Consider the following 13,344-nt stretch of genomic DNA (forward strand, 5'->3'; position numbering starts at 1 on the left):
GAGCTAAGACCTTGATGTGACAACGACCATCGGCTGTCCGCGCCTCTTGCGCGGGCAGCCGGCGTATCAGAATTGATAACTATAGTTGACGCTGGCGAACCACAGGTAAGGGTGATCGTAGCTGCCGGAGACGATTTCCGGTGATTTTACGTGGGAAGATTGCATGTGCAGATAAGAGACCGCGACGCCGATATTGCTGGCCGGGGTTATCTGGTATTGCGCGCCGGTGGCGAAGCGCCACTCATCGCCGGTTGGCAGCGAGAGCGCCGTGTCGCTTTGTGAATCATAAACCGTGCTGTCGAAACCGACGCCGGCGTTCAGACGCCACTGCTCGGTCGGCCGGTACTGCACGCCGATGGCGGTATGCCAGGAGTCCTTCAGGCGGTTATTTTTACTACTTTCGTGACCGGCAACGGTGATTTGCGGGCTGCCGAACTGGCTCCAGTCCTGCCAGCCGAGATCGCCCATCACCGACCATTGTTTATTAATATCGTGGACCATGCTGAGCATGATCTGTTGCGGCGCGCGGACCTGGGCGGAGATAGGCAAATCATACGCAACGTTCGGTAAATTGGGAAAACGCGCTTTGCCCTTAACGTTAAAGTCATAATCGGTTTTACTGTTCCAGGTGATGCCGGCGCGGGTCTGGTCGGTTAACTGCATCAGCAGACCCAGACGATAGCTCATCGCCCAGTCATGGTCTTTATCTTTCTCGTCATTACCGTCGACGTTACGCGTCAGCGATAAATAACCATAGTTCAGGTTGGCGGATGCGCCGACAGAGAGACGATCGTTAAGTTTCCACGCCAGCGACGGGCTCAGCGTCATCGCCACCATGGTGCTTTTCTTGATAAGACGATCGCCGGCCCAGTTGCCAAAATCGATGCCTAAACCGTAGTTGCCATACAAGCCAATCCCGGCATATAAATCATCGTTAATTTTCTGTGCGTAAAAGCCGCTGGCGTTAGGAAACAGATTCATCACGTTACCAGGGCTATTACCGCCGTGTTCGTTATTCATCTGATACGGGATATCGCCGCCCATGACCTGCGCGCCGCCGGTAAACATATGGTCAGGAAGCCGGGTCATGCCGGCTGGGTTGGTGACGATGGTGGAGGCGTCCTGCGCGCGGGCGGCCTGACCTGCGCCTGCCAGGCCGACGTCTTCGGTGCCGATTTCATAAAAATAGAGTGCGCTGGCATGGCTGAAGCCAGAGCAGAGCAACCCAGAAATAAGGAATGCGATTTTTTTCATTTGCCACCTGCGGTAATGTAAAACGCGAGCATATTCTTATGCCCAAAGTATAGAGGACATATCTTTTTTAGCGTCGGATTTATACTGATAGTCCGGGGGATATATTGCGAGTCCGTTAACGGAGTGGATTACCAATTTTAGGCGTTATACGGATTAGCATCCTGATGAAGGCGCATATTTGATATGACTATTAACGAGGGGTAAATGGAAAAAGAGTATAAAAATAAATATTCACAGAGTAATAAGTAAGAAACACTATCACCATACGATGATAATGTTTCTATATCGGCAATAACTAATTATTTCTTCTTATAGATATTCGCGGATACGTGCAGTTTCTTATCGGTGTTACCGGAAGAGAGCACCACAACGTCAGCGCCTTTTTCATCGGCTTTTTTGATCAATTCTTCGCGCGCATCGCTTGGCGCAGTTTGTCCGGTAGAGGAGATGGTGCCAATTTTTTGGTATTGACCCTCTACCTTAGCGAAATCTTCTTTGCTCAGAATTTCTGCAGAAAACGCGTTCGCGGTTAAAAACAATGCTGCACCTGCCACTAAAGCTGCATATTTCATATTATTAATCTCCATTGTTTATCTTGCTATCATCATGCTCTTGTTTTAACTAACCAATGAGCGCCATCAGATTGAATCAAGCCCGTCTTTTTTTCAAGCGAAATGCTGCATTTTTATGACCTAAAATTAACGATTTTTTAAAGAAAAGATGACAGGGTTCTCATTGATAATGCTTGCTTTTTTTTGCGTAATAGACGTTGTCGGAGCCTAAGACCATTTTCATCTGTCGTTAGCTGAAAATGACGTTAAGCGGCGAGGGGCTGAAGCGGCCAGCAACAGACATTCCGGGGTTGATGGTTTATCATAAAGAGAAAGACACAGCGGGCAGCTCAACTGCTTGTCCAGTCGCTAAAAAAGGAGTAGCTATGCCGACCGAACAACGGCTGGATCCGCGCCAGGATCGAGCAATGCTGTGGGCCAATCGCGAAAATGTGCAAAAACATGCACTGTCGCGCAGCATGCCGTGGTTAGCGTTCGTCAATATCGCCTTTGCCTTGATGGTCATCTTCCGCAACGTTCTGTTCACCGAGTTCGATCATCAGAGCTTGACTCACCAGGATATTATTCCTTATCTGGAGATGGCGCTTGGGGCCATTATCGTTTTCTCGCTGGCGCTTTGCATGATGGTTATCTCCGGGCGGATATTAAGCGGTATTTATGCCACAAAAGTGATTTCCGCTATTTTGTTGATTCTCAGTTTATGCTGGTCGGTGAGTAGTTACTGCTTCATCATTTTATGGTCGCTGCCGTTCGCGTGGCCGCTGCTGGTTATTTTAATGACCACCGGTCTTGCCGCGCTCTATTATTTTCCGGTGGGCCTCGTGGCTTACCTTGTTCCTTTATGGGGTATTTCATTACTCGCTGGCGTGCAAATACATCATGGTGTCGATTTACGTTTTCTGATTCTGTGGGGAATATGCACCGCCATTATGATTTATGGCCGGCAGATATTACAGCGCTGGTATGATGAGGCCTGGAAAACCCATCAGGAGAACATGCAACTGATTAATCGGTTGGAAAACATGGCGAATCAGGATGCCTTGACGGCGACCGCCAACCGCCGGGCGCTGGACAATTTTTTAGCGCAGGCCTGGGAACGTAAAGAGCCGCTGGCGCTGATCATCCTCGATGTCGACTTTTTTAAACGTTATAACGATCACTACGGTCACCAGGCGGGAGATTACTGCCTCTCCTGCATCGCCTCCGTGCTGAAAATGTCGGTACGCGCGCAGGAGGATATGGTGGCGCGCTATGGCGGCGAGGAGTTTGTGATTGTCCTGCCGCTGCAATCATTAGATAGCGCCACGGCGGTGGCGCAGCGGATCCAACAGAAGATTCGCGAAGCGGCGCTGCCGCATGCCAAATCCGATGCCGGGCCGCTAGTGACGGTCAGTATGGGTATTGTCGCCTCGGACGGGCGCGTCCCGGCGTCAGAGTTAATCGCGCAGGCGGATGCTGCGCTGTATAAAGCCAAGCAAGAAGGACGTAATCGATGGTCTTATTAGCAAAGCGCATTATCCAGCTTGCGCTTGCCGCTTTGCTGCTGGCAGGCTGTGCGCAGGAGCAGGGTATTGTCGACAAACAGGGTTATCAGTTGGATACCCGTCATCCGGCGCAGGCGGCCTATCCGCGTATTAAAGTCCTGGTCATTCACTATACCGCCGATAACTTTGATGTCTCGCTGGCGACCCTGACCGATAAAGAGGTTAGTTCGCACTATTTAATTCCCGAGCAGCCGCCTCTGCACCACGGTAAACCGCGTATCTGGCAACTGGTGCCGGAGGAAGATTTAGCCTGGCACGCCGGTATCAGCTTCTGGCGCGGCAGCACGCGTATCAACGATACCTCTATTGGTATTGAGCTGGAAAATCGCGGCTGGCAAAAAAACGGCGATATAAAAAGTTTTACCCCATTTAATCCGACGCAAATTGACGCGCTTATCCCGCTGGCGAAAGATATCATCGCCCGCTATCACATTCAGCCGCAAAATGTCGTGGCTCATGCCGATATCGCGCCGCAGCGCAAGGACGACCCTGGCCCGCTGTTCCCGTGGCGGGCGCTGGCGCAGCAGGGAATTGGCGCCTGGCCTGATGATTCACGCGTCGCCTTTTATTTGCAAGGGCGTCCAGGCTGGCAGCCAGTTGATAGCGGAGAATTGTTAGACCTGCTGTCGCGCTACGGCTATCAGGTCACCCCGGAGATGACCCCGGCGCAGCAAAAACGGGTGATTATGGCCTTCCAGATGCACTTCAGGCCGGCACGCTGGGACGGCGTGGCCGATGCGCAAACGCAGGCGATCGCCGAAGCGTTGCTGGAAAAATATGGACAAGGATGAGTATTTGGCAGCAAACCGGGTGACTTGCTGCCGTAAGCGTCGGTTTTAATCGTGTAGTTTACCGTGGTCTTTTAACCACGCGGCGGTGCGGGTAACCCCCTCATCGAGGGTAACGATCGGCTGATAGCCAAGTTCCTGCTGAGCGCGGCTGATATCGAGGGTAAAGTCGAAATTGAGCTTCGAAACGCCGTAATGCGTGAAAGCAGGTTCTTTTGCCGATTTATTGCCGAAATGCTCCATGCTGCGGGCAATAATATCCAACATCGGATAGGGCACCGAGCGGATTCGGCACTTGATGCCCAGCTCGTCGATGAGCTTCTGCACGATACTGCGCAGCGTCCGCGGCTCGCCGTTGCTGATATTCCACGCCCGCGCGGAAGGTAAGTGGTCGCACTGCGGCTGACTGGCCAACCACATCGCATGCACCGCGTTTTCGTAGTAAGTCATGTCCACCAGCGCGTTACCGCCGCGCGGCAAGAGCACGCTGCCGTAGTGGCGCATCATTTGCACCATTCGCGGAATAAAGACCTTATCATGCGGCCCAAACAGGCTTTGCGGGCGCAATATCGTAAAGCGGGTATGCGGGTTCGCCTGCGCCAGCAGGTTGATAACCTCTTCGCTGGCCGCCTTGCTGCGGGCGAATTCATTGGCGAAGCGGTGTGGGCGGAAATCTTCCTGAATATCGCGATGGTGGTGATAATCGAAATAGAGCGAAGGCGATGAAATATGGACGAAATTGCGTACGCCCCAGGCAACGGACCATTCGCCAAGGCGGCGCGTTGCGCGAACGTTAGCTAAATCGAAGGCTTGCTGGGTACCCCACGGCGAGGTAAAGCTGGAACAGTGCCATAGCGTATCAATACCGGCGAGCATCACTTTAGCCTGCGAAGAGACCAGTTCGGTGAGATCGGCAGGAATAAACTCCGCGCCCATTTTGCTCAGAAGCTTACCCATCGCTTCGTTGCGCCCGGTCGCTCGCACGCTGATGCCCTTGTTGCGCAGATATTCCACCGCATTACGGCCTAATCCGCTGGTCGCACCGGTAACCAGTACCTTCATATCAATCTACTGTCCCAGAAAAGAATTTCGTGCGCATTTTTCCGTGATTCTCCCGAGTATGCAATGAGAATCATGAAAGAATAACGCTTAATCTTCGTTTTTGCCTGTGATTTGCTCGGCCTGGCGGGCGATGCGTCGCGCCATGCCGCGAAAAATAAACAGATGCGCCGGGATCATCAGTAGCCAGTAGAACAGGCCGGGCATGCCGTGCGGATGCCACCAGGCGCGAACGTCCAGTTCACGATGGTCGCCTTTATCGCTAATGGTAAAGCTTAAACGACCAAGACCGGGGGCTTTCATGCCAAACAATAGGGTTAGCTGTTGTTCTTCTTCCACAATAATCACTTTCCAACTGTCGACAGTATCGCCAGTTTGCAGATAATCATGTTGCGGCCGCCCTTTTGCTAAACGATGGCCGACCAGCAGATCCATGGCGCCGCGGATTTTCCACAGAATGTTGCCGAAGAAATAACCCTCTTCACCGCCGATTTGGTTCACCACTCGCCATAGCGCCTTACGGCTTGCCTGGGTGCTAACGGTGCAGCCAGCCTGCTTTGGGTAGTAGCCATACTCCGGCCGCCAGCGGGCGAAAGCCTGAGCGTCGTAGCCCCAATCGCTGGAGTTCACCAGCTGTTCTTCTTCTTTCAAAGTACGACGCACCGCCTGATCGAAGGGAATCAAGGTTTGCGGGATCAGCGCGCGAAGCGAACGATCGTCGGCGATCAGATCGTGCTTGAGACCCTGAATCAGCGCTTTAGCGATGGTGGGGGGCACCGAGGTGATAACGTTCAGGAACCACACCGAAATCCAGCGGGTCGGAAAGGGGATAGGGATCAACAGGCGATGCTTGCCGCTGACCGCCATAAAATGGGTGAACTGCTGCTGATAGCTGAGAATATCCGGGCCGGCGGCCTCGAAGACGCGGTGCTCGCGAGCCGGATGGTTAAGTAACTCCACCAGATAGTAGAGCAGATTTTCCAGCGCGATGGGGGTTGTGCGTGAGCGTACCCAGCGCGGCGGCGTCAGCACCGGCAGGTTGTAAACCATGTCGCGCATCACTTCAAAAGCGGCGGATCCGGCGCCGACGATGATACCGGCCCGTAATTCGGTAACGGGGATCCCTGACTCGCGTAGGACATCGGCCGTCACCTGGCGGGCGCGCAGATGGTCGGACTGCTCCTGCGCCGGAGCCTGCAGCGAGCTGAGAAATATCACCTGGCGCACCGGCGTCTGACGCAAGGCATCGCGCACGTTAATGGCGACCCGACGTTCATGGGCGATGAAATCGCCGCCTTCGCCCATGCCATGCACCAGATAGTAAAGGGTATCGACCCCGCGAAGCAGTGCCGGGAGATCCTGCGGCTGATTGAGGTCGATAGCGTGGCAGGTGACGCCGGGAAGATCGAGCTTCTGCAGCCTGTCGATATGGCGTGCCGCCGCCAACACCGGATAACCTCGTGCGCTTAATTCGCGCACCAGATGCTGGCCAATATAGCCGCTGGCGCCAAGCACCAGAATAGATTGCGACACGCCTGACTCCTTAGCGTTGTAAAAAGGCTTGCCAGTGACCGACCACTTCCGTCAACTGCTGGCGATTAACATCGAGATGCATGACCAGACGCACGACTGGCGAGGCGTTGATCAACACGCCGCGAGCCTGCATGAATTCGCCGAGCGCCCGAGCCTGCTCCTCACCGACGCGTACGAACAGCATGTTGGTATCGTGACGCATCACATCAGCGCCGACGGCGCGTAGCTGTTCCGCCATCCACGCGGCGTTGTCGTGATCCTCCTGCAGACGGGCTACGTTATTCTGCAGCGCGTACAGACCGGCAGCGGCCAGAATGCCTGCCTGACGCATCCCGCCGCCGACCATTTTACGCCAGCGAATGGCGCGGCGGATGTACGCTTCGCTGCCCAGCAGCAGAGAACCGACCGGCGTACCGAGCCCTTTTGACAGGCAAATGGTGAACGAATCACAGTACTGCGCAATATCGCGCAGCTCGCAGCCGTACGCTACAACGGCGTTGAAAATACGCGCGCCATCGACATGTAACGCCAGATTGCGCTGGCGGGTGAACGTCCAGGCCTCTTGCAGATAGCCGCGCGGCAACACCTTACCGTTGTGCGTATTCTCCAGGCTTAACAGGCGGGTGGGGGCGAAATGGATATCGTCGGGCTTAATTTTGGCCGCGACTTTATCCAGCGGCAGCGAACCGTCCGCCGCGGCATCGATCGGCTGCGGCTGAATACTGCCCAGCACCGCTGCGCCGCCGGCTTCATACAGATAGTTATGCGCGCCCTGGCCGACGATGTACTCTTCGCCGCGCTGGCAGTGGCTAAGCAGGCCAACGAGATTGGCCTGGGTGCCGGTAGGCAGAAACAGCGCCGCCTCTTTGCCTGCGAGCTCAGCGGCATAGCGCTGGAGTTCATTGACGGTTGGGTCGTCGCCATACACATCGTCCCCGACCGGGGCGGCCATCATGGCCTCCATCATGGCGCGCCCGGGGCGAGTTACGGTATCACTGCGAAGATCTATCACGGCATATCCTTGTTCTGATTCAGGGTGATAGCATTGTTTTACCTGAGCCAGTTGGTTTTCGCCAGTTCGATCACTTCATCGCCGCGTCCGCTGATAATCGCCCGCAGCATATACAGGCTAAATCCTTTGGCCTGCTCCAGCTTAATTTGCGGCGGGATCGCCAGCTCTTCCTTCGCTACCACTACATCGACTAATACCGGACCGTCGGTGCTAAAGGCGGTCTGCAGCGCCTCATCAACTTCAGAAGCTTTCTCGACGCGTATTCCTTTGATCCCGCAGGCTTCGGCAATGCGGGCGAAATTGGTGTCGTGCAACTCGGTACCGTCGGTCAGATAGCCGCCGGCTTTCATCTCCATCGCTACAAAGCCGAGAATGCTGTTATTAAAAATAACGATTTTCACCGGCAGCTTCATCTGCGCCAGCGATAGAAAATCCCCCATCAGCATGCTGAAACCGCCATCGCCGCACATGGCGATGACCTGGCGATTCGGCGCGGTCGCTTTGGCGCCAATAGCCTGCGGCATGGCGTTGGCCATCGAGCCGTGGTTAAACGAACCCAACAGGCGGCGTTTGCCGTTCATCTGCAGATAGCGTGCCGCCCAGACGGTGGGGGTACCGACGTCGCAGGTAAAGATCGCGTCGTCGTCGGCAAAGCGGCTAATCTGCTGCGCCAGATACTGGGGATGGAGCGCTTTTTCGCTGGGTTTGGCGAGATCGTCAAGCCCTTTACGCGCTTCGCGATAATCCTCCAGCGCTTTATCGAGGAAGCGACGATCGGTTTTCTCTTCCAGCAGCGGCAGCAGGGCTTTCAGTGTCGATTTGATATCGCCCACCAGCGCCATGTCGACCTTACTATGCGCGCCGATGCTACCGGGGTTGATGTCGATCTGAATAATTTTGGCGTCGGTAGGGTAGAACGCGCGATAGGGGAACTGGGTGCCGAGCAGGATCAGCGTGTCGGCGTTCATCATGGTATGGAAACCGGAAGAGAAGCCGATAAGCCCGGTCATGCCAACATCGTAAGGATTGTCGTATTCGACGTGCTCTTTCCCGCGCAGGGCATGGACGACAGGGGCCTTAATTTTTGCCGCAAACTCCACCAGCTCCTGGTGCGCGCCGGCGCAGCCGCTGCCGCACATCAGGGCAATATTACTCGAGTAGCGGATCAGCTGCGCCAGCTTGTGCAGCTCTTCATCCGCCGGAGTGACCGTGGGCTGCGGAGCGTGATACCAGTGGCTGCTGGCGCTTTCCGGGGCCGGTTTCAGCGCCACGTCGCCGGGCAGGACCACCACAGACACGCCGCGGTTAATCACCGCCTTACGCATGGCGATAGCCAGAACTTGCGGAATTTGCTCCGGTGTGGAGACCAGCTCGCAGTAGTGGCTACATTCGCGGAACAGCTCCTGCGGATGCGTTTCCTGGAAATAACCGCTGCCGATTTCGCTCGACGGAATATGGGCGGCGATAGCCAGAACCGGTACGTGGTTACGATGGCAATCAAACAAACCGTTAATCAGATGAAGGTTGCCCGGTCCGCAGGAACCGGCGCACACCGCCAGCTCGCCGGTGAGTTGGGCTTCGGCACCGGCGGCAAAGGCGGCAACCTCTTCATGGCGGGTCGGCATCCATTCGATGGTCCCCATGCGGTTTAAACTGTCGCTCAAGCCGTTGAGGGAATCCCCGGTCACTCCCCAAATACGTTTCACGCCGGCCTGTTCAAGCGTTTTGGCAATATATGACGCTACGGTCTGTTTCATGGTTTTCCATCTCCTTTTTGTGATAACGCTATCAAGCTTAGATGAAACTACAGGTTACGTTGCCAATTGCCCCTTATTTTTCACTGGTTTTGTTGGTGGAATATTGTGCATACTCTGGGATCACACAGGGTGTAAAACAGGAAGCACATCAAATGGTTAAGGGATTGTTAAACGCAGTAAATAAAACGCTGTCGCATGAAGATGCCGGTAAACTCTTGTTACGACTTGCCGTTGGCGGCTTAATGTTGTTTCACGGTCTACATAAGCTAATCGACGGCGTGGATGGCATCAGCGGCATGCTGGTCGCGAAAGGGCTACCGGGCTTTATTGCCTATGGCGTGCTGGTGGGGGAAGTCGTCGCGCCTTGTTTACTTATTCTTGGCGTTTTGACGCGCCCGGCGGCGTTGGTGCTGGCGTTTACCATGGCGGTGGCCTGGCTGATGGTTGGGACAGGTAAAACGTTCGCGCTGGATGCGGTCGGCGCATGGGCGATTGAAAGCCTGGTCTATTTCTTTATTGGCGCACTGGCGATTGCGCTATTAGGGGCAGGGCGTTATTCGTTGGCCGGTCAGTCGGCCTGGCGGTAAAAAAGTGCCGGATGGCGGCATTAATGCCTTATCCGGCCTACGGTCCGTGCGGCCTGCCTTTAATTTATTCACCACGCTGGCTGACACTACTGGTGCTGGTGATCTCAAAATCCCCCGGTGGCGCTGCCGCTTACCGGGGCTACAGCGCTTTGCGATTTGGTAGCCCGGAGAAGGCGCAACGCGCCGCGTCCGGGAAAACCCTTAAAAAAGTTGCAAACCGATAACAGTGCGGCCTGCCTTTAATTTATTCACCATGCTGGCTGAAACTGTCGGTGTTGGCGGCCAGAGCCCGGGGGTACAGGGGGCGGCGGCGACTGGCCGCCCCCTGTGCGCTCCCTGCGCCATGAGGGGCATAACGCAGAAGAAATATCGGAGCGCAATGTGCTCAGAATTAACACAAAGCACATGTTTTCCCCGACCAAAACCGTTGCAAACCGATAACAGTATCTACTGGCCTGTAGCCCCGGTAAGCGGTAGCGCCCCCTGGGATTTTAACCTCAGGCGAGAACCAGATCGCTCTGCGGGTGACAGGAGCAGGCCAGCACGTAGCCGTCGGCGATTTCGGCATCGGTCAGCGTCATGGTGCTGGTAACGCTATATTCGCCGGCAACCACTTTGGTTTTGCAGCAGCCGCAGACGCCAGCGCGGCAGGCGACGGTCACCGGTACCTTATTGCTCTCCAGCGCTTCCAGCAACGTGGTGCCGACCGGCGCGTAGAACGTTTTCGCCGGCTGCAGCTTGGTGAATTTCAATCCGTCGGTAGCGGCTTCCGCCACCGGGGTAAAGAACTTCTCTTTAAAGAAACGCGTCACGCCAAGCGCCGTCACTTCCTGTTCGACCATCTCCATATAAGGCGCCGGGCCGCAGGTCATTACGGTACGGTTGGCTAAATCCGGCACGCTTTGCAATAGTTCGCGGGTGAGGCGACCGGCGACGAAGCCCGGCGTCGCGTCGTGTTCCGCCACCAGCGTGACCGGGTATTGACGCCACTCTTCGGCGAAAATGACATCCTGCGGCGAACGCACGTTAAAGATAACCTGCACATCTGCCTGCGGACGATACTTCGCTAACCAGCGGCGCATCGACATAATCGGCGTCACGCCGCAGCCGGCGGCCAGCATCAGAAAACGATCGCTTGTTTTATCTTCACAGGTAAACTCGCCCATCGCATCCGACAGCCAGATATAGTCGCCGCGTTTCACATCGCGGGTTAACCACTGTGAGCCTGCGCCATCATCAATACGACGAACGGTCAGCGTAATGTATTCACTGACCCCCGGCGTTGAGGAGAGGGTGTAGGCACGCAGCGTATCCGCCGAATGGCGCACGCTGACCAGCGCGTACTGCCCGGCGCGATAGGGATAGTAGTCGTGGCACAGCAACGAAATGGTCCACACATCAGGCGTTTCCTGCTGAATATGATGAACCTGCATCCGCCACGGGCACTGATCGGTTGGCATTGTCATGCGGTGACTCCTTATGCGCTCAGCAACTGCTGCATATCTTGTTCTACGGTGGTGACGGAACGCAGACCAAATTTCTCGTTGAGGATAGCCAGCAGGTCCGGGGTGAAGAAGCCTGGCGCGGTCGGACCGGTGACTATGTTTTTCACCCCCAGCGACAGCAGCGTCAGCAGGATGACGATGGCTTTTTGTTCGAACCAGGAGAGCACCAACGACAGCGGCAGATCGTTTACGCCGCAGCCCAGTTTTTCCGCCAGCGTTACCGCGAGAATAATCGCCGAGTAGGCATCGTTACACTGACCGGCATCGACCAGACGCGGCAGGCCTTCGATATCGCCGAAATCCAGTTTGTTGAAGCGGTATTTACCGCACGCGAGGGTCAAAATCAGGCAGTCGTCTGGTACGCTGGTAGCGAAATCGGTGAAGTAGTTACGTTCGCCGCGCGCGCCGTCGCAGCCGCCGACGAGGAAGATGTGACGCAGTTTTTCACGGCTAACCAGATCAATCAGCGTATCCGCCGCGCCGAGCAGCGTCTGGCGACCGAAGCCGACGGTGATCAGATGCGGGATTTCGCTGTACGGGAAGCCGGCCATTTGCTGCGCCTGGGTGATAACCGGGGAGAAATCTTCGCCTTCCAGATGATTGACGCCCGGCCAGCCGACGATGCTGCGGGTCCAGATGCGGTCGTCGTAGGCGCCGACGGTTGGGTCGATGATGCAGTTCGAGGTCATTACGATGGGGCCCGGGAAGCGGGCGAATTCAACCTGCTGGTTTTGCCAACCGCTGCCGTAGTTGCCAATCAGGTGTTTGAACTTACGCAGCTCCGGATAACCGTGCGCCGGCAACATTTCACCGTGGGTATAGACGTTAACGCCGGTGCCTTCAGTCTGCTCCAGCAGGTTATAGAGATCTTTCAGGTCGTGTCCGGAGATCAGGATGCACTTACCTTCGGTGGCTTTAACGTTGACCTGAGTCGGCGTTGGGTGACCATATTTCGTGGTTTCACCGGCGTCGAGGATACTCATCACTTTGAAGTTCATCTGGCCGATTTCCATCGAACACTCCAGCAGAGCATTCATATCGGCAGGCCAGGTACCCAGCCACGCCATGATTTTATGATACTGGGCGTAAATGTCGTTGTCGTACTGACCGAGCACGTGCGCGTGTTCCATATAGGCCGCGGCGCCTTTCAGGCCGTACAGGCACAGCAGGCGCAGGCCGAGGATATTCTCGCCGATCGCGGCCTTGTCTTTATTTGGCGTATAGTCCGCCGCCTGACGCTGCAGATCGCCGAGATCATCGCTGACCAGTTGCAGATCGGCTACCGGGCTGTCGACCGAAGCGTTGGCATCAATATTCAGGCATTGCGCTTTCAGCGCCTCGCGCATGGCGATCGCCTGACGGGCGTAACCAACGATACGCGGCGAGTCGAAGTTCACGTTGGTCAAAGTAGAGAAGAATGCGCGCGGGGCAAAATTATCCACCTCATGATCGATGATGCCATATTCACGCGCTTTAACGGCCCATGCGGACAGACCCTGCAAAGAAGCAATCAACAGATCCTGCAAATCAGAGGTCTCAGCGGTTTTACCGCACATACCCTGCGCGTAAGAACAGCCATTTCCTGCCGGCGTACGGATAGTTTGTTCACATTGCACACAAAACATGATCACACCTTTTAAAGTTATATTTTAGATACATGTTTAAGATTATGCCTGTGGCTGTACGGAGAAAAGGTATTTCTGACACAACTTAAAGGGAGATTGATTTAGCGC

Annotated in this window: 11 protein-coding genes; 3 read left to right on the forward strand and 8 right to left on the reverse strand. The window is 55.3% G+C overall.

Annotated elements, in window-relative coordinates; translation table 11 throughout:
• Positions 1-66: 66 nt before the first annotated feature.
• Together EAE_RS15215 and yahO are read right to left on the reverse strand one after the other, a co-directional pair.
• A complete protein-coding gene (locus EAE_RS15215) occupies positions 67-1,254 on the reverse strand; it encodes an OmpP1/FadL family transporter (protein ID WP_015704861.1) in 1,188 nt (395 codons plus the stop codon).
• A gap of 299 nt (positions 1,255-1,553) precedes the next feature.
• Positions 1,554-1,826, reverse strand: coding sequence for a DUF1471 family periplasmic protein YahO (gene yahO, locus EAE_RS15220; RefSeq protein WP_020079275.1), 273 nt, complete (start codon positions 1,824-1,826; stop codon positions 1,554-1,556).
• A 365-nt stretch (positions 1,827-2,191) separates the two neighbouring features.
• Between yahO and EAE_RS15225 the strand changes: the two genes are divergently transcribed.
• A complete protein-coding gene (locus tag EAE_RS15225) occupies positions 2,192-3,331 on the forward strand; it encodes a GGDEF domain-containing protein (protein ID WP_015367511.1) in 1,140 nt (379 codons plus the stop codon).
• Complete coding sequence (locus EAE_RS15230; RefSeq protein ID WP_015367510.1) at positions 3,319-4,161, forward strand: N-acetylmuramoyl-L-alanine amidase; 843 nt, start codon at positions 3,319-3,321, stop codon at positions 4,159-4,161. The genes EAE_RS15225 and EAE_RS15230 overlap by 13 nt, the downstream gene beginning before the upstream one ends.
• Before the next feature lie 45 nt (positions 4,162-4,206).
• Here EAE_RS15230 and EAE_RS15235 read toward each other — a convergent pair whose 3' ends face one another.
• The 4 genes from EAE_RS15235 to poxB all read right to left on the reverse strand — a co-directional run bounded on the left by EAE_RS15235 (position 4,207) and on the right by poxB (position 9,519).
• Positions 4,207-5,220 carry an NAD-dependent epimerase/dehydratase family protein gene (locus EAE_RS15235; RefSeq protein WP_015367508.1) on the reverse strand — a complete coding sequence of 338 codons (1,014 nt, stop codon included), beginning with the start codon at positions 5,218-5,220 and terminating at the stop codon, positions 4,207-4,209.
• A gap of 87 nt (positions 5,221-5,307) precedes the next feature.
• A complete protein-coding gene (locus EAE_RS15240) occupies positions 5,308-6,750 on the reverse strand; it encodes an SDR family oxidoreductase (protein ID WP_015704863.1) in 1,443 nt (480 codons plus the stop codon).
• 10 nt (positions 6,751-6,760) lie between these two features.
• Complete coding sequence (gene ltaE, locus EAE_RS15245; RefSeq protein WP_015704864.1) at positions 6,761-7,762, reverse strand: low-specificity L-threonine aldolase; 1,002 nt, start codon at positions 7,760-7,762, stop codon at positions 6,761-6,763.
• Between the two features lie 38 nt (positions 7,763-7,800).
• Complete coding sequence (poxB, locus tag EAE_RS15250) at positions 7,801-9,519, reverse strand: ubiquinone-dependent pyruvate dehydrogenase (protein ID WP_015704865.1); 1,719 nt, start codon at positions 9,517-9,519, stop codon at positions 7,801-7,803.
• A 152-nt stretch (positions 9,520-9,671) separates the two neighbouring features.
• On the opposite strand from poxB, the gene EAE_RS15255 reads away from it, so the two are divergent.
• Positions 9,672-10,106 carry a DoxX family protein gene (locus tag EAE_RS15255; protein ID WP_015704866.1) on the forward strand — a complete coding sequence of 145 codons (435 nt, stop codon included), beginning with the start codon at positions 9,672-9,674 and terminating at the stop codon, positions 10,104-10,106.
• Positions 10,107-10,603: 497 nt separating this feature from the next.
• Here EAE_RS15255 and hcr read toward each other — a convergent pair whose 3' ends face one another.
• Positions 10,604-11,572 (reverse strand): NADH oxidoreductase, encoded by a 969-nt coding sequence (gene hcr, locus EAE_RS15260; RefSeq protein ID WP_015704868.1) that lies wholly within the window; start codon positions 11,570-11,572, stop codon positions 10,604-10,606.
• 11 nt (positions 11,573-11,583) lie between these two features.
• Positions 11,584-13,236: a hydroxylamine reductase gene (gene hcp / locus EAE_RS15265; protein ID WP_015704869.1), complete on the reverse strand. Its 1,653-nt coding sequence runs from the start codon at positions 13,234-13,236 to the stop codon at positions 11,584-11,586.
• Positions 13,237-13,344 lie beyond the last annotated feature (108 nt).

The organism is Klebsiella aerogenes KCTC 2190 (assembly GCF_000215745.1).
Classification (GTDB): domain Bacteria; phylum Pseudomonadota; class Gammaproteobacteria; order Enterobacterales; family Enterobacteriaceae; genus Klebsiella; species Klebsiella aerogenes.

Excerpts from the sequence above, each read along its gene's own strand:
- EAE_RS15215 (WP_015704861.1), bottom strand. The coding sequence starts at position 1,254 with ATGAAAAAAATCGCATTCCTTATTTCTGGGTTGCTCTGCTCTGGCTTC.
- yahO (WP_020079275.1), bottom strand. The coding sequence starts at position 1,826 with ATGAAATATGCAGCTTTAGTGGCAGGTGCAGCATTGTTTTTAACCGCG.
- EAE_RS15225 (WP_015367511.1), top strand. The coding sequence starts at position 2,192 with ATGCCGACCGAACAACGGCTGGATCCGCGCCAGGATCGAGCAATGCTG.
- EAE_RS15230 (WP_015367510.1), top strand. The coding sequence starts at position 3,319 with ATGGTCTTATTAGCAAAGCGCATTATCCAGCTTGCGCTTGCCGCTTTG.
- EAE_RS15235 (WP_015367508.1), bottom strand. The coding sequence starts at position 5,220 with ATGAAGGTACTGGTTACCGGTGCGACCAGCGGATTAGGCCGTAATGCG.
- poxB (WP_015704865.1), bottom strand. The coding sequence starts at position 9,519 with ATGAAACAGACCGTAGCGTCATATATTGCCAAAACGCTTGAACAGGCC.
- EAE_RS15255 (WP_015704866.1), top strand. The coding sequence starts at position 9,672 with ATGGTTAAGGGATTGTTAAACGCAGTAAATAAAACGCTGTCGCATGAA.
- hcr (WP_015704868.1), bottom strand. The coding sequence starts at position 11,572 with ATGACAATGCCAACCGATCAGTGCCCGTGGCGGATGCAGGTTCATCAT.
- hcp (WP_015704869.1), bottom strand. The coding sequence starts at position 13,236 with ATGTTTTGTGTGCAATGTGAACAAACTATCCGTACGCCGGCAGGAAAT.